The 20,972-nt window shown below is 58.8% G+C and carries 34 protein-coding genes and 1 pseudogene; 9 read left to right on the top strand and 26 right to left on the bottom strand.

Features of this window, described 5'->3' with window-relative positions; genetic code table 11:
- Nucleotides 1–31 precede the first annotated feature (31 nt).
- A complete protein-coding gene (locus tag KYK29_RS10410) occupies nt 32–541 on the top strand; it encodes a lipocalin family protein (protein ID WP_254690811.1) in 510 nt (169 codons plus the stop codon).
- Nucleotide 542: 1 nt separating this feature from the next.
- Here the strand turns inward: KYK29_RS10410 and KYK29_RS10405 are convergent, their stop codons facing one another.
- Together KYK29_RS10405 and KYK29_RS10400 are read right to left on the bottom strand one after the other, a co-directional pair.
- The gene (locus KYK29_RS10405) at nt 543–917 is read right to left on the bottom strand and encodes a hypothetical protein (RefSeq protein ID WP_254690810.1); all 375 of its coding nucleotides are present in this window, start codon (nt 915–917) and stop codon (nt 543–545) included.
- Nucleotides 918–920: 3 nt separating this feature from the next.
- A complete protein-coding gene (locus KYK29_RS10400) occupies nt 921–1,340 on the bottom strand; it encodes a DnaT-like ssDNA-binding protein (RefSeq protein WP_254690809.1) in 420 nt (139 codons plus the stop codon).
- Between the two features lie 30 nt (nt 1,341–1,370).
- Between KYK29_RS10400 and KYK29_RS10395 the strand changes: the two genes are divergently transcribed.
- A complete protein-coding gene (locus KYK29_RS10395) occupies nt 1,371–1,760 on the top strand; it encodes a pyrimidine dimer DNA glycosylase/endonuclease V (RefSeq protein WP_254690808.1) in 390 nt (129 codons plus the stop codon).
- Here the strand turns inward: KYK29_RS10395 and KYK29_RS10390 are convergent.
- The 7 genes from KYK29_RS10390 to KYK29_RS10360 form a co-directional block, all read right to left on the bottom strand.
- Nucleotides 1,720–2,559, bottom strand: coding sequence for a hypothetical protein (locus KYK29_RS10390; RefSeq protein ID WP_254690807.1), 840 nt, complete (start codon nt 2,557–2,559; stop codon nt 1,720–1,722). The genes KYK29_RS10395 and KYK29_RS10390 overlap by 41 nt on opposite strands.
- A gap of 67 nt (nt 2,560–2,626) precedes the next feature.
- On the bottom strand, nt 2,627–3,154 hold the full coding sequence (locus KYK29_RS10385; RefSeq protein ID WP_254690806.1) for an HNH endonuclease: 528 nt from the start codon (nt 3,152–3,154) through the stop codon (nt 2,627–2,629).
- A gap of 88 nt (nt 3,155–3,242) precedes the next feature.
- Nucleotides 3,243–4,232, bottom strand: a complete 990-nt coding sequence (locus KYK29_RS10380; protein ID WP_254690805.1) for a major capsid protein — start codon at nt 4,230–4,232, stop codon at nt 3,243–3,245.
- A gap of 110 nt (nt 4,233–4,342) precedes the next feature.
- Complete coding sequence (locus KYK29_RS10375; RefSeq protein ID WP_254690804.1) at nt 4,343–5,098, bottom strand: hypothetical protein; 756 nt, start codon at nt 5,096–5,098, stop codon at nt 4,343–4,345.
- A gap of 72 nt (nt 5,099–5,170) precedes the next feature.
- A complete protein-coding gene (locus KYK29_RS10370) occupies nt 5,171–6,610 on the bottom strand; it encodes a DUF4055 domain-containing protein (RefSeq protein WP_254690803.1) in 1,440 nt (479 codons plus the stop codon).
- Entirely contained in the window at nt 6,610–8,061 is a 1,452-nt protein-coding gene (locus KYK29_RS10365; RefSeq protein ID WP_254690802.1) for a PBSX family phage terminase large subunit, read from the bottom strand. The genes KYK29_RS10370 and KYK29_RS10365 overlap by 1 nt, the downstream gene beginning before the upstream one ends.
- Nucleotides 8,028–8,426, bottom strand: coding sequence for a terminase small subunit (locus KYK29_RS10360; RefSeq protein ID WP_254690801.1), 399 nt, complete (start codon nt 8,424–8,426; stop codon nt 8,028–8,030). Before KYK29_RS10360 ends, KYK29_RS10365 begins: the two co-directional genes overlap by 34 nt.
- A 23-nt stretch (nt 8,427–8,449) precedes the next feature.
- Between KYK29_RS10360 and KYK29_RS10355 the strand changes: the two genes are divergently transcribed.
- Nucleotides 8,450–8,680, top strand: a complete 231-nt coding sequence (locus KYK29_RS10355) for a hypothetical protein (RefSeq protein WP_254690800.1) — start codon at nt 8,450–8,452, stop codon at nt 8,678–8,680.
- 466 nt (nt 8,681–9,146) lie between these two features.
- On the opposite strand, the gene KYK29_RS10350 is transcribed toward KYK29_RS10355, so the two are convergent.
- Nucleotides 9,147–9,458: a hypothetical protein gene (locus tag KYK29_RS10350; protein ID WP_254690799.1), complete on the bottom strand. Its 312-nt coding sequence runs from the start codon at nt 9,456–9,458 to the stop codon at nt 9,147–9,149.
- Between the two features lie 125 nt (nt 9,459–9,583).
- Here KYK29_RS10350 and KYK29_RS10345 point away from each other — a divergent pair, with 125 nt between their 5' ends.
- From KYK29_RS10345 to KYK29_RS22565, 3 genes are read left to right on the top strand one after another with little or no spacing between them, the layout of a single operon-like run.
- A complete protein-coding gene (locus tag KYK29_RS10345; RefSeq protein ID WP_254690798.1) occupies nt 9,584–9,898 on the top strand; it encodes a hypothetical protein in 315 nt (104 codons plus the stop codon).
- Nucleotides 9,898–10,122 (top strand): hypothetical protein, encoded by a 225-nt coding sequence (locus KYK29_RS10340; protein WP_254690797.1) that lies wholly within the window; start codon nt 9,898–9,900, stop codon nt 10,120–10,122. The genes KYK29_RS10345 and KYK29_RS10340 overlap by 1 nt, the downstream gene beginning before the upstream one ends.
- On the top strand, nt 10,122–10,583 hold the full coding sequence (locus tag KYK29_RS22565; RefSeq protein ID WP_367880984.1) for a MucR family transcriptional regulator: 462 nt from the start codon (nt 10,122–10,124) through the stop codon (nt 10,581–10,583). Before KYK29_RS10340 ends, KYK29_RS22565 begins: the two co-directional genes overlap by 1 nt.
- Nucleotides 10,584–11,075: 492 nt before the next feature.
- Here the strand turns inward: KYK29_RS22565 and KYK29_RS10335 are convergent, their stop codons facing one another.
- The 15 genes and pseudogenes from KYK29_RS10335 to KYK29_RS10265 all read right to left on the bottom strand — a co-directional run bounded on the left by KYK29_RS10335 (nt 11,076) and on the right by KYK29_RS10265 (nt 19,227).
- Nucleotides 11,076–11,459: a hypothetical protein gene (locus tag KYK29_RS10335; RefSeq protein WP_254690796.1), complete on the bottom strand. Its 384-nt coding sequence runs from the start codon at nt 11,457–11,459 to the stop codon at nt 11,076–11,078.
- A 384-nt stretch (nt 11,460–11,843) separates the two neighbouring features.
- A complete protein-coding gene (locus tag KYK29_RS10330) occupies nt 11,844–12,092 on the bottom strand; it encodes a hypothetical protein (protein ID WP_254690795.1) in 249 nt (82 codons plus the stop codon).
- A 193-nt stretch (nt 12,093–12,285) separates the two neighbouring features.
- On the bottom strand, nt 12,286–12,738 hold the full coding sequence (locus tag KYK29_RS10325; RefSeq protein ID WP_254690794.1) for a helix-turn-helix domain-containing protein: 453 nt from the start codon (nt 12,736–12,738) through the stop codon (nt 12,286–12,288).
- A gap of 9 nt (nt 12,739–12,747) precedes the next feature.
- Nucleotides 12,748–13,212 carry a hypothetical protein gene (locus KYK29_RS10320; RefSeq protein WP_254690793.1) on the bottom strand — a complete coding sequence of 155 codons (465 nt, stop codon included), beginning with the start codon at nt 13,210–13,212 and terminating at the stop codon, nt 12,748–12,750.
- Entirely contained in the window at nt 13,154–13,876 is a 723-nt protein-coding gene (locus KYK29_RS10315; protein ID WP_254690792.1) for a DNA replication protein, read from the bottom strand. Before KYK29_RS10315 ends, KYK29_RS10320 begins: the two co-directional genes overlap by 59 nt.
- Entirely contained in the window at nt 13,873–14,265 is a 393-nt protein-coding gene (locus tag KYK29_RS10310; protein WP_254690791.1) for a RusA family crossover junction endodeoxyribonuclease, read from the bottom strand. The genes KYK29_RS10315 and KYK29_RS10310 overlap by 4 nt, the downstream gene beginning before the upstream one ends.
- Nucleotides 14,262–14,828, bottom strand: coding sequence for an MT-A70 family methyltransferase (locus KYK29_RS10305; RefSeq protein WP_254690790.1), 567 nt, complete (start codon nt 14,826–14,828; stop codon nt 14,262–14,264). The genes KYK29_RS10310 and KYK29_RS10305 overlap by 4 nt, the downstream gene beginning before the upstream one ends.
- Entirely contained in the window at nt 14,825–15,010 is a 186-nt protein-coding gene (locus KYK29_RS10300; RefSeq protein ID WP_254690789.1) for a hypothetical protein, read from the bottom strand. Before KYK29_RS10300 ends, KYK29_RS10305 begins: the two co-directional genes overlap by 4 nt.
- Nucleotides 15,007–16,017: a phosphoadenosine phosphosulfate reductase domain-containing protein gene (locus KYK29_RS10295; protein WP_254690788.1), complete on the bottom strand. Its 1,011-nt coding sequence runs from the start codon at nt 16,015–16,017 to the stop codon at nt 15,007–15,009. Before KYK29_RS10295 ends, KYK29_RS10300 begins: the two co-directional genes overlap by 4 nt.
- Nucleotides 16,018–16,041: 24 nt before the next feature.
- A complete protein-coding gene (locus KYK29_RS10290; RefSeq protein ID WP_254690787.1) occupies nt 16,042–16,461 on the bottom strand; it encodes a hypothetical protein in 420 nt (139 codons plus the stop codon).
- Between the two features lie 253 nt (nt 16,462–16,714).
- Nucleotides 16,715–16,891, bottom strand: a complete 177-nt coding sequence (locus tag KYK29_RS10285; protein ID WP_254690786.1) for a hypothetical protein — start codon at nt 16,889–16,891, stop codon at nt 16,715–16,717.
- A 1,237-nt stretch (nt 16,892–18,128) separates the two neighbouring features.
- Nucleotides 18,129–18,368: pseudogene (locus tag KYK29_RS10280) on the bottom strand (DUF2312 domain-containing protein); the annotation flags it as partial.
- A 3-nt stretch (nt 18,369–18,371) separates the two neighbouring features.
- On the bottom strand, nt 18,372–18,665 hold the full coding sequence (locus KYK29_RS10275) for a hypothetical protein (RefSeq protein WP_254690785.1): 294 nt from the start codon (nt 18,663–18,665) through the stop codon (nt 18,372–18,374).
- Between the two features lie 83 nt (nt 18,666–18,748).
- Nucleotides 18,749–19,015 carry a hypothetical protein gene (locus tag KYK29_RS10270; protein ID WP_254690784.1) on the bottom strand — a complete coding sequence of 89 codons (267 nt, stop codon included), beginning with the start codon at nt 19,013–19,015 and terminating at the stop codon, nt 18,749–18,751.
- Nucleotides 19,012–19,227: a hypothetical protein gene (locus KYK29_RS10265; RefSeq protein ID WP_254690783.1), complete on the bottom strand. Its 216-nt coding sequence runs from the start codon at nt 19,225–19,227 to the stop codon at nt 19,012–19,014. The genes KYK29_RS10270 and KYK29_RS10265 overlap by 4 nt, the downstream gene beginning before the upstream one ends.
- A gap of 87 nt (nt 19,228–19,314) precedes the next feature.
- On the opposite strand from KYK29_RS10265, the gene KYK29_RS10260 reads away from it, so the two are divergent.
- Nucleotides 19,315–19,686: a helix-turn-helix domain-containing protein gene (locus KYK29_RS10260; RefSeq protein WP_254690782.1), complete on the top strand. Its 372-nt coding sequence runs from the start codon at nt 19,315–19,317 to the stop codon at nt 19,684–19,686.
- 25 nt (nt 19,687–19,711) lie between these two features.
- On the opposite strand, the gene KYK29_RS10255 is transcribed toward KYK29_RS10260, so the two are convergent.
- Nucleotides 19,712–19,963: a hypothetical protein gene (locus KYK29_RS10255; protein ID WP_254690781.1), complete on the bottom strand. Its 252-nt coding sequence runs from the start codon at nt 19,961–19,963 to the stop codon at nt 19,712–19,714.
- A 179-nt stretch (nt 19,964–20,142) separates the two neighbouring features.
- Here KYK29_RS10255 and KYK29_RS10250 point away from each other — a divergent pair, with 179 nt between their 5' ends.
- Both KYK29_RS10250 and KYK29_RS22560 read left to right on the top strand, forming a co-directional pair.
- Nucleotides 20,143–20,337: a hypothetical protein gene (locus KYK29_RS10250; protein WP_254690780.1), complete on the top strand. Its 195-nt coding sequence runs from the start codon at nt 20,143–20,145 to the stop codon at nt 20,335–20,337.
- 40 nt (nt 20,338–20,377) lie between these two features.
- Nucleotides 20,378–20,782, top strand: a complete 405-nt coding sequence (locus tag KYK29_RS22560) for a type II toxin-antitoxin system PemK/MazF family toxin (RefSeq protein WP_367880983.1) — start codon at nt 20,378–20,380, stop codon at nt 20,780–20,782.
- Nucleotides 20,783–20,972 lie beyond the last annotated feature (190 nt).

The raw sequence follows: 20,972 nt of genomic DNA, 5'->3' as shown, positions 1-20,972 counted from the left end.
TTGACGTTGATGGGCTCATGGAGAACCCAATATGAACGATGTGACTGCTGTTCCGACCCTCGACCTCGATCGCTATCTCGGCCGCTGGTACGAGATTTGCCGCCTTCCCCTCAAATACGAGGATGAAACCGCCACCGACATCACCGCGACCTATTCTCTCAACGAGAACGGGAAAGTCAGGGTTGATAACCGGTGTTTCAACGCCGAAAACGAACCGACACAAGCGCTGGGCGAAGCGTCACCGGTGGATGATACGAACGCAAAGCTCAAAGTATCTTTCTTGCCCAAGGGCTTGCGATGGATTCCGTTCACCGAAGGCGACTATTGGGTTCTGAAAATCGATCCAGACTATCAGGTCAGCCTCGTCGGGACGCCTGATCGAAAGTTCCTTTGGGTTCTTGCCCGTTCACCGGACCTTCCTCAATCAACCCGTGACGAATATCTCGATGAAGCTCGCCGCCAAGGTTTTGACCTGTCGCAGCTGATCGCTCCGAAACATACCGGGCGCGAAGTCACAAATTCGATGCTGGAGGCGCACTGATTTAGCGCTTCGCCCTCACCTCAAGCGTGGCGCGGGCCGGGTCTTCGGCAATGTCCAGAATGGTGTAGGTCGCGCCCCTTGCCGTGATCGTGTCCGTCAGATCGGGCCGGAACGGCATGCCCTGCTGGATGATGACGATTTTCACGTCGCCGACATTCACAACGCCGGCCGCGATCAACCGCGCATCGTATGTGTCGATGAAGCCCTGAAACTCATGCTCGACAACCGTGATTGGAGCCAGCCACTCCTGCCACGAAGGCCAATCGTCCGGCGGCGGCTCCTGATGCAGGCGCGGGATCGTCATGTCGTAGGGGATATCCGCTGCGACGAGTGCGTCGCCGATAATCTCGGCCAGTTCACCTTCGAGAAGCGACATCGGTCAAACCCTCAGAAGATCGATCGAGCCGCCGGACAGCGCCGTGATATAGGGCGCAAGGCGTTTATCAATCGCTGTGAACGTGTCATAGCCCGGAGCGCCGTCCATATACTCGACGCGAGCGGAGCCGGCCCCAACCGCTTTGATTTTTCCGCCCCGTTTCAAATCCTTCTCTAGCGATCCGGGCGACACGAGTTCGCGCCGCGCGCCCTCGATGATGGCGAATTTCACCCCCTCCGGTGCGTCATCGTTCTCCCAGTCATCCTTCCAGCGGCCATTGTACTCTCCTGCAATGTAGTCCTGCGAACGACGGATCGCTGCGGCCTTCACCGTATCCGAGCCGGTCCAGTTCGACCATCCGCGCGCCTCGGCATAGGCGCTGGCCTCGGCTGGTGTTACAGCGGCTTCGGTGTATGACAGCATGAATCGCCCCCTGTCGAAATTCAAAGGCCAATGACCCGGATAAACTGCATTCCAGTGAGCGAACTTAGTGGACCGCATCTTGTTGCTGAGTACCGAGAACTTCCGCGCGTGTTTGCGTTGGTGCGCGCTGCTATCGCGCGAGGCGAAAGGCCGGATGACCCACGAAATCCGCAGGAATATCGCCTTGGTGCGGGCCATGTCCGGTTCTTCTATTGCCGGTTGGGTTATCTCGCACGGCGACAGGTCTCACTGGTTCAGGAGATGCGAGCGAGAGGCTACCAGCCTCAATATGACAACCCCTTGGCTCTACTGGACGGTCTGCCGTCCGAATGGTGCCAAGACTGGACCCCAACACCGCAAGCAATTGCTTTAAACAGAGCTAGAATTGCTGAGAGAAGGAGGGAGCAGCAGACGCTATAGCGTTCAACTCGTTATATTTCGCCACCAGCGTTTCGTACTTGGCTGCCGGGTGTGGGGCTTTGCCCGTTTCCTGCTCGATGATCTTGCGCAGTTCATGCTCGGAGAGCTGATCGCCGCTGTCCGTGCCGAGGTCGATCTTGCCTTCCTCATTCTCCAGCTTGGCAACATCTGCTGGCGCAAACCGTGCATCGATGATCTTGTAACCCTTGGCGTTCAATTCGCGCTTGCGCTCCAGCGAAACCGGGTGCGGCTCATAGGCGATCTTCGTCAGTTTGACCTTGCTCATTCTGGCGCTCTCCAGAGTTGGGGCCGGCACATCGGCATCAGTCGAGCCGGTCGCCAGCCATTCGGTTGTCGGAAGCCCGAAGAAATGCGCAGTCCAACCGCTCATCGAACGTATGCGGGCACGGTATTCAGGCCGAAGCGCTTCCCAGACCGCGCGATACCCGCCTGCGGCTTCCCACTGGACGGCATCGAAGTAATGCGAGCTGCGAACCAGGGGAATGCCCGCAAGCACCGCGCTGTCGGCTCCCATATCGATCAGCGCCGCTTTGGCCGTGAATAGCCCGGACGACCCACTGTCACCCTGCCCCGGAAACCGGAACTCGACCAATTCGGTCCATTCAGGCGGATAGTCGCCGTGAACGAGATAGCGCGCAGCATCAGGATGCCCGTTTGCGCGTCGCTGGTCGCGCCAGCGAGTGATATGTTCCGGATGCAGCGTAACCCACGCGTCCAGCCTGCCGGGCCAGATCGTGCCCACGTCATTGCAGGCGACGACGAAATCGAAATCGGCCATTGCCAGCGCGGCGGTCCATTCATCTTGAACGCCAGCCGCGCCGCCAAGGCAGAGTGCAGTTTTGCCCCTATTGGATCGCCGGGCGGAAGAATTCGCCGTGATTGCGCTTAGCGTAGTCGTCTCTCGCCCGCGCTGCTTCTTCTGCTGTATCGAATAGGCCAAGGTTCACCCTCTTTCCATTCGCCCGCACGCGCGCCAACCACTTCCCTGATCGGCGGTCAAAGTTCACCCCAACGAAACCGCTGGTGTTACTCCCCTTGAGGCCGGTGTTGGCATTGTTCTGCATCGGGCTCGCCAGCCGAAGGTTCGCGAACCTGTTGTCTCGCTTATCGAGATTGACGTGATCGATGTGCTGTTTCGGCCATTCGCCGGTCATGTAGAACCAAGCGAGCCGATGCGCGTAGTAGCGATGTCCGAATACGCTTACTCGCCAATATCCGTTGTAACCGAAGCCGCCAGCATCGCTGCCAGCTACGCGCCTGTGTGAATTCGTTACCAGCCACCGGAACTCGCCAGTGACAGGGTTATATTCCAGAGCTTCTTTGAGCTTGGATTGCGTGAGATCACGCGGCGAGATAATCTCGCATTTAGCCATCTCTACCTCCTTACAGGTGGGGCTTGGTCAGAGCCGCCAAAGGTCTGCAAACCGATGGCGGCTCGTTGATTCTAAGAGGTTTCAGCCTTTACGCAAGGCCAACTGCCATGACCCCTGCGGTATGTTTGATATCGCTGGCGATTTTATCCCAGTTGCTTCCGGTCGCCAGTTCGACGTCCGTGGGGGATTTGCCGCCATTTCCTTCATCCCATGTGAAGCCCTTGAGGCCCAGACCGAAGCTGTAATCCAGCTGCAGCGTGGTCTCGATGCGCTCCTTGCCGTTCGACGTCTCGATGTTCGAGATAATGTCGCGGCTGTCGGTGACAGTCGCAGCACCCGCAACAAGCGAAAGAACGCGGCGCTTTGCCGGCGTGGCGGGCGACACAACCGGCGCGGTGTAGAGCGCTGGGGCGTCGGTCACCACTGCAACACGGCCCAGAATGTCGACAACGCGGACGTTGCCAGCCTGGAACAGCGTGCTGGTGTTGGTGAGGTTGAGGCCGATGAAGTTGTGATAGGCCGCGCCATCCATCACCTGCGCAACGATCAGGCTGGAATGATCGCCGAACTTGGCATGGCTTTCATTCACCGCCAGATAATCGACCTTCTTGGCACCGGAGCCGGTCGAGACATCGACCGTGGTTGCCGTGCTCTGATTGCCGATCGCTGCCACAAGGGCCGCAACCGCCGTGTTGAGTTGGTCCTGAAGCAGCGCCTCGGCGAAATTGCGCGATGCAACTTCGACGCCCTCGGCGGTCGGCTTGTTGAGCCAAGTCATCTGCGACGGCTCATAACGAACCGGCCCAAAGCCACCCGCAACCTTCACCGAAGAATGCTTGAGTTGCGTCAGGTCGGTCGGGCTGGCTGCCGCATTGGATGCGTAGCGGTCAACGCGGCGACGTGCCGAGTGGATGGCGGCGTAGAACGATTCCTGAAGGAAGTCGCCCTCAAAGCCTTCCGTGGTCAGGCGGATTGCACCGCCGGAAGCACCGTTGAACTTGTCAACGAGTTGCGCCAGCGTCTCGATGGTCGCGGGCATGAAGTACTTATTGAAAACAGTCATCTGGGAAAGCGACATGATGATCTCCTTTGCGTCGCGGATTGATGATGGGCACTGCCCGAATGCCCGTCAGTTCTCGCGTGACGGGAGAAGTTGCCGCGCCACTGGCGAGGCGGGAGAGAAGGCCCTTAGTTTTGGGCCAACTCCGGGAACTTGCTGGCGATGGCCTTCGTCCGTGCGGTCTTGTCGCCGCCGAAATCGCCACCTTGTGTCTTGATGCCGCCGCGGTTGCCGTTGTTGCCCTCGCCGCCGGGGCCGGTCGCCTTGCCGAGATAGGCCTTGCCTTTGCCGCCAGCCCATTCCTTGACGAAATCGGTCACTGGCACATCGCCGAGGTCCGTTTCGACAAGGGCAGCGCGACCGCCGTCATCAGCTTTCTGGACCTTCACGTTTCCGCGAAGGCTAGCGAGAGCGCCATCAAGCAGATCGGGGTTCACGCCCACGTCGAGCAATGCGTCCTTGAGGCCACCATCGATCAGCGTGCGATCGATATAGCCGTCGCGCTCGCCGATCAGAGCATCCTTCTCGGCCAGGTCTTTCGCATGCTTCGCCTTCAGCGCCTCGACAGCGCGGGCGTGCTGGTCTTTGAGCGCCTGGACGGCTTCATCGGGCTTTCCGCCTTCACCAGCCTTCAGGCGCGTCCATTCGTCAGGATCGAAGTCGTCGGGCAGGTTCTCGACCTTGCCCTCCAGTTCCGTCACCTTGGCGGCGAGCGTTTCCTTGTCCTTGTTGACCTTGTTCAGCGTGCTTTTCAGCGACACTGCGCCGTAGTGCTTGCCGAAGTCCTCAAGAGCGAGGTGAAACCCACCGTCACGCTCGGTGTAATGGTCGCGAAGGGCCTCATCGACACTGTCGAGGCTTTCTACGAATGCTTTGAGAGCCACTGGCTTTCTCCTTTGCTGGAACCGGCACTGCCGGCATGAAAAACCCGCCTCAGTGGGCGGGCAGTGAAATCGTTATTCCTGTTCGTTTGGCTGCCGGTTAGGCAGTATGACTGAGGTCAGATCGTCTTCGCGCTCCACCTCGTCCTTGTCGATCAGCTCAAGCTCTTCTTCAGGGGTTCGGTCCTCGGGGATGATGCCGCCCTTCTGAAGGCGCTCAAAGGCTGTCTTCCAACTATAACTGCCCGCTTGCCACCCACGAACGACAGCGTCGATTTCCTGTCCGCTCAAGGTGTGATCGAAGAAATCGAGGTTCGGCGTAACCTTCACTTTCTCGGGATCAGCGCCGATCCATGTCGCGACATTCTTCAGCGCCTTTTCCAGCCCGGCGGCCGAGGTCATGGCAATGCCCTTGAGCGTGGCGTGCTGGCTATCGAGGCGAACGCGCTTGGCTTCCCCACTTTCCTGCGCCCTGCCCTCATCGGCGAGCATCTGAGCGCCGAACATGACCGCCCGGTCGTAGTTCTTCTGGATCACATCCTCTTGCTTCTGAATGCCAGGGCCGTTGAATTCCAGAAACTTGCCGTCACCACCCTGTGGCAGCACCCAAAGTGTTGATGCGCCGATGCCCTGCGGAACCTTTCCGTCCTTGATCGCCTGTGCCGGATCGTCATAGCCCGAAACCATCGGCGTCGGCTCGGCCGTCATATGCAGCGACGTGGTGAGATCGGCGTCCATCCGGTAAATTCGGACGGCCAACTTGGCGAGGCCATAGAGCGGCACATCATCCGGCGAAGGCGTCAGGTCTGCCGTGCTGATGAAAACGAAAGGTAGGAACGTCAGCGGTCGGCGCTTGCGATCCGCGGCCTCAACCACCTCGCCCGCTTCCCAGCCCTTTTCATCCTTCGTCCAGACCCGAGCGCCATAGCGCCCATTCTCGACAAAGCACTCACGGTAGCGCTCGACAGAATCCCACTCATTCGTTTCGCGATCACGAACATAGCCGCTTTCGTCCAGCACCACGAAATCAGCAACGTTATTATCGTCCTGGTCCCAGTTGATGATGCTTTCGGCAACGTAGCCCGCAAGGTACGGGGAGCCATCAAGCCCAATGCCGGGTAGCACGCCGTAGCGGCCGGTCAGCATAACTTCCGTGGCAATCCGCCTGTGCAATGCCTCCAGCGTCAGGCCGTCCCTCGTGGCCTTCTCGCGCAGCGGCTCAAGCTCGCCCGGCAGTTCGATCACCGCTGCTTTGTCGAGCATCGTGCCGACCGCACCGCGAACCGTAAGGGCGACAAGGTCAGGGAACTCAGCTCGTAGTTTATAGGCATCGTAGGCCTTAGCCGCCCGGGCCGGGTCTTTCAGCGCCAGCGCCTCAATTCCGGTCTTTGTTGGCAGATAGGCTTCCGCCCTGCTCTTGATCTGGTCTTCGCCGTCAAAGGAATCCCTCATCAGCGTCCATGACGGGAGAAATTCGTCATACAGGGGATGGTGCACTGCGATGTCGAAAGCCATCAATAAAAACCCCTGAACTCGGCGGAGGCTGCCGGCCCACTTCGGACGATGTTCACGTTGTCCGCCGCGATCACCGCGTCAGCCAGGTTGTGCGACTTCACACCCAAATCCTTCTTGAGCTTGACCTTCGGCACGACGCGCTTCTTTCCCTCGCTTTCGACCCACCACGGGACGCACAGTTCGGTGAACAGCGCATCGAGCTTTTCCTTTCCCATGGCAGACGAGAACGACAGAACGTCTTCGGGCTTGATCGACTGCCCGCGCGTGACGGCGTTGAAGGTCAGCATGGCGCGGCGGGCAGTATTAGCCCATGCCTGCGCCTTGAGGTTCAGATACTCGTCCTTGTTGAGCGGGCTATTACTGTTCTGCGGATCGCTCGGCTTGTCAGCATCCATGACAGCGCCACCAGCATGGAACGCGAAGTGCTCGACCTTTGCGGCGCTGGCTTGGTTTTGTTCATCGATGTAGCCGCCGACGAATGCCCCGATACCGATGGTATCGTAGGAGACCGTGGCGTTGAGAAGTTTAGCCTTCGCCCAAACCCGCTTTGCGTTCTGGACCAGTTCATCCTTACCAGACGACCAATCCTCGGCATCCACGAAGACGCCTTCGATCTTGTCTGCCGTGGCTGACTTATCTTCGCCGTCATCGGCCGGGTCAAAGCCGATGATGTTCCGACCGGTCAGGTCGATCTTCAACAGCTTGTGCGCGTCAACGCAAGCATCCAGCCAGCGGCGCTTGAAGATGGAAAGCTCGCCCTCGCCCAGCGGCACACCGCCGTAAACGTGCTCGAATTTCTCCGGATTGCTTTCCTGCATTGCAGCGATGTCGCGCAGCGCCTTCTGCGACAGGAACGGGTTTTCTGTGTAGTCGATCTTCCGCACCACCGTATGCGGCGGCGTGTTGACGACGAAATGCTTCCAGACGTAATCGGTGACCAGCTTCGGGTTGAACAGCAGGATCGCCAGGCTGTCTTCCTTGCGGATCGTCGGGCCGATGACAGTCCATTGATCCTCAGTAAGCTTTTCGGCTTCTTCGACCCAGAGAATGTCAACGTCGGACGTTCCCTTGATGTCTTCAAGGTTCCGCTCGATTCCGTAGAAAATGAACTCCGAACCAGTCGCCCTATGGATGATCGTCGTCTTTTGAACGTCGAACGCGGCTTGCAGGCCCAGGTGAGCAACCGCCCATTTCAGTTCGGTGTAGACCGATTCCTGAATGCGGTTCTGGAAGCGCCGGATGCACAGAACCCGCATTCTGACGCCGACATGATCGACCAGGCGCACCAGCTGGCAGGCTGTGTCTCGCGTCTTTGAACTTGAGCGCCCGCCATGCAGAACGGCAATATCCGCATTGCCAAGAAAGACCTGTTCCCAAAAATCGAATAGCGCCGGATTTGTGAGGTGCGTTGTGGCGTCTAGCTCTTTTCGCTTCGCAGCACCTGCCGCCATGTCTTGTCTTCCGCCTGCTCCCATCCGCCCGGCTCGCTAACCTCAGTCTTTGCCGGCGCATGCGAGCCCTGCATCTTGTTCGCTTCGGAAATGGCAGAGACGGCCACACGCGGGTCTGTCATCGCAGTGCGCTCAACGATCTCTGAAAGCGTCTTGAGCCTGTCAGCAGCCGTCCATTGGGCCTTGGCAGCCGCCCCAGCCTGCAACTCAGCAACCCTGTCTGAAATGCTTTGATTTGCTTTAAGCGTAGCCGCGTTCCCACGGTTCGGCTTATACCCCGCTTCCTGATAAGCCTCATCTGCCGTCTTGCCTTTGGCGAGAGCCTGCGCGAACTTCTCATGCCGGGCATTTTTCAAAACTGGCATGGGCTAACCTTGGGAGGGTGGTAATGGATCGCGAACAGCTTTTGGCGCGACGCGCTGGGTATGTGGAAGAGCTGCAAGACGTTGAAGAGTCCCTTGCGTTGCTTGAGAGCGGCACATTCAGCATGCAAGGGAGAAACGGCGATGGCCCTTGGGAAGATCGTACGGGACAGATGCGTGATATGGCCAGGCGTAGCCAGAAGACTTATCAGGATATCATCGCCGACATCGATGAAAGACTGAAGGAACTCGACTGAAGCCCCCGTATCTACCCTCCACCGAGGATACAGAGAGAAGCATCTGAGGACGGTATGATAGACCAACTACAGAACTGGTACACCTGCGAGATTTCGGCCGGCGTCGATATCAATCTCCCGGGAATCTATGAGTGGAGGATCGAAGGAGTTGGCAGTTACATTGGCCGCTATACCCGCAGTTCGCGACCGTTCAAGGAATACGAGCGGAATGTCCTCAAGCTGATGAACGGCAAACCTTATCGCCCCGCGAAGCCCGATAAGTTTCGGGCTATCCACCGCGCCCTCTTCGCTGCTCACCTGGAGCGCCGCCAAATCACTTTGATCATTCTCGAGAACTGCTCACCAAGCGAACTGAACGACCGGGAAGCGGTTCATATCAGAGATCGAGGAGTCTTGAACGGACCTGCCACACGGAGGCTAAGCAGCCGGACCTAAGCCCGGCTCTCGTTTTGGGTGGGCGGGAGCGTTACGCCGCTCGGATGTCGGGGTCGATGTGCTCGTAGGCGGCGACGGCGACGGGCGTACTGGCAACGTTCATGCTCGACGGTTCGATCGAACTTCGGCCGGCGGCGCGGGCCATGGTGGCAGCCGGGGCTTCGCAGGTCAGCGCGGCGTGATCATCATGGACCTGGATAATGGCCGGCGTTTCGGTCGATGCCTTGACGGCTTCGTAGATGCCTGGGTCGGTGGGCGTGACCGCGACGGCCGGTATGATAGAGGCGATGGCCATTGCCGCAAGGGCGATGCCAGCGACGATCAGACTTCGGATCATGCGCATACTATTTCCTTTCTGCTGGGGTGGAGGCGAAAATAGTGGTTGACGGCGCACATGAAATGTCCTAATTATAGGACATGAACGGAAGGGAAAAGTCCCGCCGATCTGGGCAAGGAGGCCCGAACATCATGGCTCACATCATCTCTGCGCAGGAATACCGCAACGAAGCCACTGTCGCTGAAAAGCTTGCTGCGGCTGACTTCACGGTATTCCTCTCCCCCGTCTTTGAGATTGGCGGCGAAGAATATCAGGTCGTTGTTGATGGCCACCACTCTTATGAGGCAGCTGTTCAGGCCGGTGTTGAACCGGAATTCGAAGTCCAGTCAGCCCGCGACAATGACACGATCGCCCTTCTCGACCAGGGACGCATCGAAGACTTCCTCGAACTTCACCTTATCGATGGCGAATATCGCCACATCGCAACCGGAAAGGCTGTCTGGTAATGAGCGACCTTCTGAAACGTACCGGCGAGGCCCTCTATGGTCCTCAATGGCAATCGGCCATTGCCCGCGATCTCGATGTCTCGGACCGGCATGTTCGCCGCATGGCGGCTGGTGAACAGCCGCTGAAACCTGGCATGGCTCTCGATCTCTGGCGAATTGCACTCGAGAGGACTGCAACGCTGGAAGACCTTGCGGACGAGTTGAAGCGGGCGTCGACGCCCTGATGCCACACAAGGACCGTGAGCAACGGCTCGCATATTTGCGGGCATGGAAACTCAAGAATCGGCCGTCGCCCGAACCTGAAGCGCAGCCTGACGCCTCTCTTCCTCCGAGGGGCGTCGTTGTTTTTTCCGCAGACGGAACGCAGGTGCAATGCCATTCCTGCGGCGAATGGTTCGGGAACCTGAACATGCACTTCCGCACGCACGGCCTGGATGCTCGCTCGTACAAGGGACTGTATGGCCTCCCGCGTACGCGGTCACTTTGGCCGCCAGCGATGAAGGACAAACAGCGTGAAGCCGCGCTAGACCGCGACCAGGGCGCGATCGGCCGGGAGAATATCCGCCCCACCACCGGCCGACCAGCGGGTCAAGAAAGTCGCCTCGGGGTTAGGTTGGAGGCAAGCGAAGCACGAAAAGGCGTCAACACCAGAGCAGGGCAGAAAACGAAACGACCCTTTCCCTAGATGAAAGCCCACCGCCGGGCGACAAACTCCGGGGTGGGCTCTCTCTGGCGCTATGGATTTCAGGACGCACCGTAGTCGGCCCCGAAGGGTGGCAGTCTACGCGGGCTTTCCCCTGCCGTTTAACCGACTGGCGTGGCGTTCTTTCGCAGGTTTTCACCACGCTCGGCTGCGATCCGGCGTCCTGAACTGTTACGGCTATGCCGTATGGGGTCGGGAAGGGTCGGGCGCTTTACGCCGTTTCACCGTTTCCAGCGGGAGCGCTGTCGGCAGCACCCCACTCCCATTTCGAGATATCCGACAATCTCGCCTTCCCGATCTCGTTTGCCTTTCGGCGAATTTCTCGAGAAGGAACGGCAGGGAACATTCTCCGTCTGCCTGTACGAACCGGCTACGCGCCGTGCCCGCCTTCCCGATCTGAGAATCAAAAAGGCGACCTGGCCCCAAAGCCACAAATCGCCTTTTCTCATTTCATGCGCAAAGCCGAAGGCTTTGTCAAGCCGCCTCAGCCATCATTTTCCACAAAACGGCCAATCTGTTGAGGGCGAGACGCAAATCTCCGCGCAAACTCTCGACGGGTTGGTTTTCAATCACGATGGCTTCGATCGCCATCATGCCAAAGGGGCCGGATTCGAGAATAGCTGTCCGGGCGGCCTTAAAGTCTGCCTCTATTCTGCCATCCCGCTCAGCCCTACTCTGCTCGAAAGGATCGCTGCCGTCATAGCCACCAGCCTCGTCAAAATCAGTCGCTGACCGCTGCCCAGTTGCACCAAAGACAGCAAGCCATCGTCGATGCAGTTCCTGGTAACGCTCCGCCGCATCCTTGTGCATCTGCGAGAACATGTTGATGTGCGCCTTGTCCGGGCTCTTCTTCATCATGCGAAGCCATTCCTGATGCCATCGCTCAATGACCGATCCGTACTCGGGAAGGCGAGCCTCCGAAACTGTGATGCCGGGGTTATCTCTTCGCCGCTTCCAGGTTGCCGCCTCAAGCTCAAGCCGCTCCGTCAATCTGAGGCTTTCTTTCGATCTCGACTTCTGCCCGCTTGGGGTCCGCATTGCCCCAGCATCTCTCTTACGTCCTGCTTTTGCTCTTGCCATTGTGCTGTTCCTCGTGTTCCGCCGTTCAGGAGTTTGCCGCGCCGATGAGCGCGAATACCGCGAGAGCCCAAAAGAAAATCCCGCTATGGCTCTCATCGTTCTTGGAGAAATATGCTGCGGCTACTGCCGCAAGACCGATGAGGCCGCATGCCGTTGCACCACTCATCCCGCCACCTCGTTAAGGGCGGCGTCGATCATGGCTTGCCAGGCTGGTTCGGCGTACCGATTGAAGTTGTGGTCCCTGCCCACTTCTGACATCACCTCTGTCGGTTCCCGCATGGCCTCTATGGCGGCGCTGGCGTCGGTCAGATACGGCTCCTGATGCGACCTAGGCAGCCGGGACCATGGCTTGCATCCATGCCCGTTGCGGCGCTCGTAAATCTTGCGTGCAGCCTTCTCCACCATCTTCATTCGATCCATCCTTTCCTGAGAGCTAGGGCGACCAACCCGTAACGAGTGCTCGCACCGGTGGCCTGATAAGCTCGGTCAATACGACGCTGTATCGCCCGACTGCTGATGCCGATGATCTCCTCAATCTCCATCCCGGTCTTACCGAGGGATAGCCAATGGACGATTTCCTTCTGTTGGGCGGTCAGCGGGCAGGTCATGGCTGGCCGCTCAATCTTGCCGTATGACGGCGCACGCCATGGAGAGCCGTCGTATGATCGCGCCCGCCAAAGAGCCGGCCTAGCTCGGGAAGCGAGATCGATGGCTTCACGTGGGTCTTGATCTCCCACATGAGCATGTGCCGAGCGCGAGCAATTTCATCCGTCTTTCGCGGCCCGATCATCTCTTCGTAGGAGAGGCCAAGCTCATCGCATCTGGACACGATGTAGTTTTTGAGCGGTGATCCCGCCGACGCCTTCCATCGCTGCCATGCTTTCACGTGGGCGTCGTATTCTCGGTAACGGGCTGGCTTCAACGTCGAGCGTATTTCTGGAGCCGAGGCAATCCGTGGGCGCACGGACGGCGAGAGAAGCCGACGGCGGACAGCGGCCGCATTCGCGACAATCTCCGCTCCGCTCTTGAAATCTTTCGCGCTGAACTGGAGGTTCATGCCGCGCTCCTATGCCCTTCGCGCCGCGGTGACACTGGCGATAATGTCGGCCGCTCTGCGCTTCTTGACTTGCGACACGATCTGCCTTTCAGCCATGACCTTCGCACTTTCCTCAATGCCTCTCCGGCGATCTGCGGCCATGCGGCGAAGCTCCATCTTCGGCAACGCCTCCTGACGAGCCAAGCGAGCGAGTGCCGCAGGGAGCGGGATGAAATCCGGATTGAGATCAGTGTATTCGCCACGCTTGATCTTCGAGAAAGCGGCCCGAAGCCCGAAGGTCGGAACGCCCTTAAGCACGATCCGATATTCCTCGACCGGATCGGCGGCCTTGATCGAGGCCGGGAAGAGCATGCCGCCATCCATCAGCCAGGCGATCGCCTTGGCGATGTCGTCAGGCCCTGCCGGAGAAAGCTGCTCAGTGAGGGCGGAAATCTCCTGATCCAAGGTCGAGAGTTGTGCCGGTAAATTGGTCATCGGTATCTCCGGTCTCGCGTTTCAGTTTTCGGTAAATTTCGTCTTGGTGCTGGCGGAAAGCGGATTGTCTGGGAGGGGCCTGGGATTGCTGGCGGGGACGGTCGTCGTACTTTCCCTCGATCAGCCCATTGAAGCTTTTCGGCTGGCAAAGGAAATCCAGATCGGCGCGCCAGCCTCGATCATTCTCGCCCCGGCAAAACGAGCTTTCCGCCATCTTCCGGCAGGCCTCAGCCCAAACGGGTTCACCGTGCTCCCGAAGTCGAGCCTCGACCTTGCGGCGGCGATCAGCGGTGATCTTCCGAGGCACGGGAAGACCGGCTCTGGAAGCCTGCTCAGAAAAAACCTCAATCGCCCGATCCGTGGGGGAAGAGCCCCCTTTAGGGGGCGAAGGGGGTATGGATTGAAGGGGTTTAGGAGAAGGGGGTGTGGGGGAAGAACCTTCAGGGGAAGAAAGGCCGTCGGTAGCGTCTGAAACGTCTTGATCCGTCTTATTAAGACGCTTTTCAGACGCCCTCTTCTGATAGTAGCGCGCATTCCGCTCTTGTCTGGCTGTCTTTGCCGGGACCGTCGGCGTGTTCGCAAGCGCTGCGGCAGTCCTCCCGATCAATTCAGGGTCGACGCCAGCGCGCACCATATCGGCGATGAGGGCAGCAACGTCGCTCATGCCGCTAGTTCCTGTTCGGCGGCGCAGATCAGAACGACAACAGCAGGGCCGCCCAGATTATCGGCCCACTTCGCGTTAACCTCTTCCGCCAGGTTGTCGTCGGAGATGACGCCAGCAGCAACCAGCGCGTCGGAGACCGGCTTGATGATGTTGTCGATGTCGCGGGCGCGCTTGGACCGCCAATGGCGCTGGACGGCGATGTACAGGCGGTACGGACCGTCTATGCGTCCCGGTCGCGCCCCGGCAATCTCCCACGCTGTGGCCTTCTTCCAAGCAGCATAGGGCTTGCTCTTCGTGCTGCGGACCTTCTCTCCATCATAGAAGTGCGAGCGCATGGCATTCGCTGATGGCGGCATATTGCTGATGGGGATTCGGATCGCACCTGTCATGCCGCCACCCCGTCGAATTTGGTCGCCTCGTTGCCGAAGCTATGCCAGCCAGCGCGGCTCTCACGTGCAAAAATATCAGCCCGGCGAGCGTGGGGCATGACACGATCGCAGATGGAATAGAACTCGTCCGGCTTGCGGCTATGCTCGCGGGCGATCCCGTCGAAGACTGTCGGCGGGACATAAGACTGACGCGGATTGCCGAGCGTGCCGACGAGAATGATTTCGGCAGTCGTGCGGACGCGATAACCAGTGCCCATGCGGACCTTGCCCGCCGGCGTCGTCTTTCGCCAAGCCATGAAGCTCTTGTAGGTGAAGCCCCACGCCTGAAGAGCCTGGATCGCAAACGGCAAGAGCGGCGCGGTCGCGTACGAATAAACAAGGCTGTTCATGCTCGCGAGCTGACCGATCGGCAACGCCAGTATCTGCTCAGCGGTCATGACATCGTATTGCGCCGACGCCGACTTCTTTGCTCCGGCCTCGCTGTAAAGGTCGAACGGCCACGGGATATCGATGACCATCAGTTCGTAGTGGAGCGGGATAAGCGGGTCGAAGAACCACGTCATGCGCTCGCCCTCCTGTTCTCAAGGACAGCAAGAATGTCCTTCAACCGGGAGACGGTGCGCACTCTAACCGCTATCCGGTGGAGCTTGACGCCGTTGTCGGCACGCTGCATCGAGCCGCGAAGACGGAAGATGTCTTCTTCCTGCTCTTTGATTTCTTCCTTGATGAGGGTGATGTCGTTCATTCGCACGCTCCCCACTGATTGCAGGTCGTGTTGAAATCCGCCTGCATGAGGGCCAGCCCGTCGTACTGAAGACCACCGCGGGAGGTCTTAGACCACTCGACGCGAGCTCGAATTCCTGTTCGGGATAGCGACCAGTCGTAGTCGTCTTTATCCCAACCATTCGACAATGCCGGATCATCCGTCACACTGAAGAAGGTTGAGTTTCCCCGCTTCGAGACGGCGCTTACAAGAGCTTCCCATTCTTCGATCTTATCAACGTGCTCGGGGAACCGATCTGCGATGGAGCGCATCTCGTCTTTCCGACACATGATACAAGGCATGCATCCAACGCGCCCCATGCCGTTGTCGTACAGCGGGTTCCAAGCAACGCCGTGCCGACGGTGGTAGGCGAATACTTCTTGAGTTTTCCAGTCTATCAGGGGGCGGTAGGCATAAGCCGTCCAACTCTCCCCAAGTCGACGCATTGAGGCCGGCAGAGAGAACGGAACTGGGTTGATCCGCTGAAGGCGAGGCAAGCCAGACCGAGCCAAACTTTCTTCGCTTCGGACACCTTGCCACGAGATTAGAGCGCCGCCGCGTTCGAAAATTGGCTTTTGCACCGCATCGAACATCGGAGCAATTTTCAGTTCATCGGTGCAAAATCTGGTCTTTGACGATGGAAACCGCGTTTTCCAAAGGCATAGATCGAGAAACGGATTCCCGGTTGGATGTAGTAACGAAACCGCTCTCTCCACCTTTACGGCCGAAACACCTTCGGTCGGCCAAACCTTCGCGACATATTCGCGCTTCTTAGCGAGCCTTTCGCTGAAGTCAGCCTTGACCCATGTAATTTCAGGACCACCGGTACGGCTAGGGAGTTCGCGCACGAAGTCGTAGGTCCACTCATGCTCATTACCAGTATCGGCAAACACGGCGGTAAACGGCAGCCCACGCTCCAGCGCTCGAAGATAGAGAGCCGTGCTATCCTTGCCACCTGAGACGGATACAACGTGATTGAGACGCCCCACGGTTATTCTCCCTCCCCGATCTCGTCACGGAGTTCCGGCGTCAGAGGCTTCTGCCTCTTCAATCGACGCCGCATCCATTCCAGAAATTGACTTCGGCCTCTCGCCAGCAACAAAATCAGCAAGGCGAACAAGCGCCGAATTGCTTTCGCCATGGCGGGACCGCTCCTCTTCGTACAGCGCGTCGATACGTCCGCCCGCGCGCTGAAATGCCTCAAGTATTGACGCCCAGGTACTGAGCTTCATGTCGGTGATTTCGCGGTGACGAAGACGAAGAAGTGCGGCCGCCGGAGCGCCCCACTTGGTCTCGGCGCGCCCGGCAGCAGCTTCTTGCGTGTCTCCAAGGCCGCGATATTCGCGGCGCAGGAGCCATTCGCTCATAGCCTTTGCATCGTTGACGTACGCGACATTCATTTTGTCTTCCACGACATTAGATTTGTTACGCAAGACACAGTCTCCGTGCTTATTTCGGGATGTTCAGGCCCGAAGGGATACACATGAGACGAACTTCAAATTTCGAGGGAGGCGACGGGACAGATGCCAGGAAACCCGCCGCCTCCGCAGGCCCGCCGCAGGGCGGATTTGTTCCCCTCGCCGTTCCTGTCCGAGCCGTGGTTTTGCGGCTTCGAGGACAGTTCCCGAGGGTGAAAGTAATGAGGGGCGCGGATTGTGAGGAGGGTGAACCGCGCCCCTCTGCCGATCAGACGGAGGAGGAACCGTCCTGACCGATCGGAAGAGCACCTTCCGGCGCTCCGCTGTCTTCTTCGTCGAGCGGCGAGTTCAAGAACTGCCAGACGATGGCGAACGCCGCGAGGCCCAACGAAAACCCAACGATGAAGGCCGCACAGCCAATGGAGAGAGCGATAAGCGGGGTCATGGTGACTTCCTCGGGTGGGTGGAGCGGACGAAAGGATCAGCGCCTCGCACTGCCTCGATTGTCGACTGCGCAGCGGAATCTATCGCGGCGGCTACAGCGTCTTCGGTTTCAGTTTCGGGTCCACGCTTCATTCCGCGGCCTCCAAAGCTTCGGCCAGCCCGAAGGCGGCCATGATCTCGTCGGCACGGTCGGGAAGTTCCTTCGCCAACTCGGCGGCGATCTTCCTTTCCTGCGATGGCGTGAAATTTCGGGAAGCGCGCTGCCAGCCGATCAGGTCGATCAGGACGTCATCGCCCCGATAGTTTGCGACCGGATAGGAGATGCCCAAGTTTCTGGCGATGTTGTAACGAGCCCATCCGTCCACGATCATGTCGCCCATGCGGATGATTGGTGTGGAGACGCCGATAGCGATGACGCTGACTTCCAGAGCGCGGTAGTCCGCATTCGACAGCTCCGGGAAGCAGTGCGCATAGGGCAGCCGCTTCATCGACGTCGGCGGGACGTCTTCGATCATCACGTCGGGCCGGCTAGAGGTGAGCGCGGACGAGCGCTGTTCCACCGTAGCTTCAACACTACGCTCGTCCGCTGCGGCGTCCTTTTCAGGTGCCGCGCACTGGCCGGACGACGACGGTTCGACGCCAATGGCGTCCGCCAGTCCGTCTCTTGCGTTCACTGCAACGATTGCGCCGTCGTCCGATTGGGGAATGGTTGCGGTCTCTCCCGCCGTCACGCCTGCCCTTTCGAGGCCGCCGACGTTCACGCCGTCATGCTGGACGGTCAGAGCTGGGATCGCATCGGGTTGCCCCAATCCCCCAGCCACAGCCTCGGCCTTCTCGGCTTCGACCAAAACGGGCGCTACAGTTGCGTCCGTGAATGCGGTCCTCTCGGATACCGCCTCCGCCGCCTTGCGCGGGGATTCTTCCGCCGTTACCGGCGCTGTTCTGATGTCTTCGTGCTTGGTGACGATGGAAAGGCCGGCGTCGGAGCGGCGGGAATCATCAAGGATTTCGCCGGACTCGGTATCGATGACGCCAGCGCCGTACTTGCGGGCGATGGCATCGGACAGGGCGATGTTTTCGGCATGAGCTTCTTCGGAAATAAGGCCAGCGGCGACAAGCTCGGCGGAGAACGCCTTGTTGTCGTCCATAGCTTCGGAAGTCCGGACGGCGGCGCGAGCCTTGCGATCGACTTGGGCCGTCTGCCTCGGCTCATCATCGAAGAACCCCGGCTGCTCGATCATGCCGAGAGCGGCCATATAGGTTTGCAGGATGCTTTCTTCCTCGAGGCGCTCATTGGCGTCCTTCTTGCGCAGCCGGACGATGGTCCGCATCGCCTTGGTGTCGTAGCCGCGTCCCTTCGCCTCGCCGTAGACGTCCTTGATGTCGTCGCTGATCGAGGCTTTCTCTTCTTCCAAGCGCTCTATCCGCTCGATAAGCTGGCGGAGTTCGGCTCGGGTTACTGCGTGTGCGTCAGACATTGGTTACGCTCCCGGCTTCGTGTTGATGAGATCGAGGTATCGCTTCACTTCACCAGTGAGCCCTTCGAGATCAGTAGAGTTGCTGTACGAGAGCGATCGGTTGATGCGGACGACCGCCTTCAAAGCCGCGATATCGATGTTCGCCACGCGCGCCTCGGCAAAAACGAGGCTCTTCAACCGGTTTTGCTCATCCATTCGCTCTTCGATCGAAACGAGGCGACCGACGAGACTGCGCACATCGGCGTCATGGTTTTTCATTCGCTGAGCGAACTCGGCCGGAGTGTCAAAGTCACGCATCGGCTAAAACCTCTCTTCGAGGTTCTTCCAGCACTGGAAGGCGGAGCGGACCTGATCGTCAGCGATGCTGTGTGCGTCGGCGCTCATGGCTGTGACTCCCGTATGTCGCGGAGGTCGATCGCATGACCAGAAGCTGTCACTCTCATCCGCCGATTGCTGAGATATCGCTCGACCATCCCTGCACGTTCGAGCCTCGACCACGTCGAACGCATCACGGGGGCACGCTCGCCAGCGGCGGTGAGAACTTGGTGCTTATCGAACACGCCATCGGCATTGCGGTTGCAGAGCCACTTGAGAGCGGCCTTCATGGCGTTGGTCAATTCGGGAATGCTGTGTGCGTCGGCGCTCATCTCGTCTCCTCCTTGGAGGGGGCGAAGATGTCGGGGCGGCGGCTGGCCATGAAGCCCTTCACCTGCTCGGCCGTTTCGGGCCAAACCCTCCCACCAGAACGCAACCTCTCAACGAGGCGGCCATTGTTCGCTGCCAGGATGCCAAATCGGTGTTCGCCGATTTTCTCCAGCTCGATGAATTTCTCGATGTCTAAAAGCAGGTCGTTGGTCATGCAGGCGATTTTGCACGCTTTCGCGTGTATGTCAATGCACGCTATAACGTTCGAGCCAACTATCGCTCGGAATGCTAGAAACCCAGCATGATTGAGGGGTGGAAAGACCGGCTAGAAGAGATGTTGAAGGCAGATGGGCGCAGCCTGCGCGCCATTAGCCTGAAGGCCGGAACTGGCCCAAATTTCCTATCTCAGATGTTTAAGGATGGGAAAGATCCCTCATTCCCGAAGCTTGCTTCTGTGCTTGACGTGCTGGGATCGACCGCAACTCTTTATGTGACCTCCGGGATGAAGCTCACCCCGGAAGCGGAGGCTTTTATTCGCCTCGCTCTTTCTCTCGACGATCAAGGGAAGAAGGTGGTGCGGGAAGCCCTTGCTTCCTTAGGGTCTCCTTCATTAGATGCACAATCGCCAGGCGCTCCTGTGGCGGAAGACGATACCAGCAATCGAAGAGCCTAAAGGCCTCGCTCATTTCGCCCCCTCTTTAAACCTTTTCCATTCCCATGATCTCTTCCGGCAGATCCTCGCCGTGCGCAAAGATCAGCTTTGGATCTCCGTAATCTCCCGCCTCGGGATCCGCATCGATAACGGTGGCAAAGACCATCGGCTTCTGCTGTGCCAGGCGCTCGGCCATACGCCTTGCGTGCATCATACTGGTTGCCTGCACCGGCACGTCGGCTTTCATCGCGCCGCGCTTGGCCGGCGAGAAGGACTGGACCACGAAAAACAATGCCATGTTCATTCTCCCTTTTTCTAAGCCCATGATGACTCGGAAAAGAGAACGGAACAAGAACATTTTAGGAATCCAGTCCCACGCGCATACGGCTACTAGGTCTTGCCGATGCTACCCATACGCGGGGCAATCTGTTGTGCTGGCAGGGAATCAAGGTATCGTGGCTACGAGAGGAAAGCCTTATGCCAAGAGCCCCCAAGCCTCCCCGCGAACGCGCCGCCCGCGCCCTATGCACGTCGAGAGGGCTGCCCGAGAACACGAAGTTCGAAGGCCGCCCTATGTGGGAAAGCCTGTTGCCGGAGGTGGACGTGGTGCTGAAAGCAGCGCTTTCGCCGGAGGAATGGGAAAGGGTGAAAGCTGAAGGGCCGACCATCTGAGCGGCTTGCGGAATTAGGCCCGGTTGATAACATTGCTGGCATGAGTCTTCTTTCTCACCCACAGGTTGGCACTATTCTGCGCGTTGACTTGAACGATGGGTTCCGCATTCCTGAAATGCGCAAGCGTCGGCCCGCGATCGTAATGTCTCCGAAGCTGTCCGGCAGGGACAAGCTCTGCACTATTGTACCGTTGAGCACGACAGCCCCAAACCCAATGCAGCCATACAACTGTGTCCTGGATCTAGACCCGCCGCTGCCCTTCCCGTACAATGCGGGCCGCATGTGGATTAAGGCAGACATGCTGATGTGCGTTGCATTCCATCGGCTAAAACTCTTGGACCGAGGAAAGGACAACGCCGGTCAACGTATCTACGATGTGCGTGTGTTGCCACCCGAGAAGATCGAAGAAATCCGAGCCTGCATCCGCCACTCTCTGGGGATGTAATTTGACTTTTTGTGACGAATCCCCATATTGGGGGTGGCCCCGGAGATATCCGGGATTTAAGTCCCGCAAGGGCCACCACATGTGCGAAGCCAAGCTAATTGTGGTGTCAGATAGAGCCCTGCCCTAACCGGCAGGGCTTTTCTGTTTATGCCCTGAGAAAAATTCCATTTGATTTTTGCGAGCAGGCGCG

Origin of the sequence: Shinella daejeonensis, from assembly GCF_024281235.1 — a bacterium.
Taxonomy (GTDB): domain Bacteria; phylum Pseudomonadota; class Alphaproteobacteria; order Rhizobiales; family Rhizobiaceae; genus Shinella; species Shinella daejeonensis.
Note: the sequence above shows the minus strand (reverse complement) of the source record. Positions and strands in the feature narration are given on the sequence as shown.

Excerpts from the sequence above, each read along its gene's own strand:
- KYK29_RS10315 (WP_254690792.1), bottom strand. The coding sequence starts at position 13,876 with ATGAGCGACGTTGCTGCCCTCATCGCCGATATGGTGCGCGCTGGCGTC.
- KYK29_RS10335 (WP_254690796.1), bottom strand. The coding sequence starts at position 11,459 with ATGATGAAGAAGAGCCCGGACAAGGCGCACATCAACATGTTCTCGCAG.
- KYK29_RS10250 (WP_254690780.1), top strand. The coding sequence starts at position 20,143 with ATGCCAAGAGCCCCCAAGCCTCCCCGCGAACGCGCCGCCCGCGCCCTA.
- KYK29_RS10395 (WP_254690808.1), top strand. The coding sequence starts at position 1,371 with ATGACCCGGATAAACTGCATTCCAGTGAGCGAACTTAGTGGACCGCAT.
- KYK29_RS10355 (WP_254690800.1), top strand. The coding sequence starts at position 8,450 with ATGGATCGCGAACAGCTTTTGGCGCGACGCGCTGGGTATGTGGAAGAG.
- KYK29_RS10325 (WP_254690794.1), bottom strand. The coding sequence starts at position 12,738 with ATGAACCTCCAGTTCAGCGCGAAAGATTTCAAGAGCGGAGCGGAGATT.
- KYK29_RS10300 (WP_254690789.1), bottom strand. The coding sequence starts at position 15,010 with ATGAACGACATCACCCTCATCAAGGAAGAAATCAAAGAGCAGGAAGAA.
- KYK29_RS10285 (WP_254690786.1), bottom strand. The coding sequence starts at position 16,891 with ATGACCCCGCTTATCGCTCTCTCCATTGGCTGTGCGGCCTTCATCGTT.
- KYK29_RS10385 (WP_254690806.1), bottom strand. The coding sequence starts at position 3,154 with ATGGCTAAATGCGAGATTATCTCGCCGCGTGATCTCACGCAATCCAAG.
- KYK29_RS22565 (WP_367880984.1), top strand. The coding sequence starts at position 10,122 with ATGCCACACAAGGACCGTGAGCAACGGCTCGCATATTTGCGGGCATGG.
- KYK29_RS10390 (WP_254690807.1), bottom strand. The coding sequence starts at position 2,559 with ATGGCCGATTTCGATTTCGTCGTCGCCTGCAATGACGTGGGCACGATC.
- KYK29_RS10340 (WP_254690797.1), top strand. The coding sequence starts at position 9,898 with ATGAGCGACCTTCTGAAACGTACCGGCGAGGCCCTCTATGGTCCTCAA.
- KYK29_RS10320 (WP_254690793.1), bottom strand. The coding sequence starts at position 13,212 with ATGACCAATTTACCGGCACAACTCTCGACCTTGGATCAGGAGATTTCC.
- KYK29_RS10255 (WP_254690781.1), bottom strand. The coding sequence starts at position 19,963 with ATGGCATTGTTTTTCGTGGTCCAGTCCTTCTCGCCGGCCAAGCGCGGC.
- KYK29_RS10365 (WP_254690802.1), bottom strand. The coding sequence starts at position 8,061 with ATGGCGGCAGGTGCTGCGAAGCGAAAAGAGCTAGACGCCACAACGCAC.
- KYK29_RS10350 (WP_254690799.1), bottom strand. The coding sequence starts at position 9,458 with ATGCGCATGATCCGAAGTCTGATCGTCGCTGGCATCGCCCTTGCGGCA.
- KYK29_RS10260 (WP_254690782.1), top strand. The coding sequence starts at position 19,315 with ATGATTGAGGGGTGGAAAGACCGGCTAGAAGAGATGTTGAAGGCAGAT.
- KYK29_RS10360 (WP_254690801.1), bottom strand. The coding sequence starts at position 8,426 with ATGCCAGTTTTGAAAAATGCCCGGCATGAGAAGTTCGCGCAGGCTCTC.
- KYK29_RS10410 (WP_254690811.1), top strand. The coding sequence starts at position 32 with ATGAACGATGTGACTGCTGTTCCGACCCTCGACCTCGATCGCTATCTC.
- KYK29_RS10405 (WP_254690810.1), bottom strand. The coding sequence starts at position 917 with ATGTCGCTTCTCGAAGGTGAACTGGCCGAGATTATCGGCGACGCACTC.
- KYK29_RS10370 (WP_254690803.1), bottom strand. The coding sequence starts at position 6,610 with ATGGCTTTCGACATCGCAGTGCACCATCCCCTGTATGACGAATTTCTC.
- KYK29_RS10275 (WP_254690785.1), bottom strand. The coding sequence starts at position 18,665 with ATGCGTGACTTTGACACTCCGGCCGAGTTCGCTCAGCGAATGAAAAAC.
- KYK29_RS10400 (WP_254690809.1), bottom strand. The coding sequence starts at position 1,340 with ATGCTGTCATACACCGAAGCCGCTGTAACACCAGCCGAGGCCAGCGCC.
- KYK29_RS22560 (WP_367880983.1), top strand. The coding sequence starts at position 20,378 with ATGAGTCTTCTTTCTCACCCACAGGTTGGCACTATTCTGCGCGTTGAC.
- KYK29_RS10265 (WP_254690783.1), bottom strand. The coding sequence starts at position 19,227 with ATGACCAACGACCTGCTTTTAGACATCGAGAAATTCATCGAGCTGGAG.
- KYK29_RS10305 (WP_254690790.1), bottom strand. The coding sequence starts at position 14,828 with ATGACGTGGTTCTTCGACCCGCTTATCCCGCTCCACTACGAACTGATG.
- KYK29_RS10270 (WP_254690784.1), bottom strand. The coding sequence starts at position 19,015 with ATGAGCGCCGACGCACACAGCATTCCCGAATTGACCAACGCCATGAAG.
- KYK29_RS10310 (WP_254690791.1), bottom strand. The coding sequence starts at position 14,265 with ATGACAGGTGCGATCCGAATCCCCATCAGCAATATGCCGCCATCAGCG.
- KYK29_RS10380 (WP_254690805.1), bottom strand. The coding sequence starts at position 4,232 with ATGTCGCTTTCCCAGATGACTGTTTTCAATAAGTACTTCATGCCCGCG.
- KYK29_RS10345 (WP_254690798.1), top strand. The coding sequence starts at position 9,584 with ATGGCTCACATCATCTCTGCGCAGGAATACCGCAACGAAGCCACTGTC.
- KYK29_RS10330 (WP_254690795.1), bottom strand. The coding sequence starts at position 12,092 with ATGAAGATGGTGGAGAAGGCTGCACGCAAGATTTACGAGCGCCGCAAC.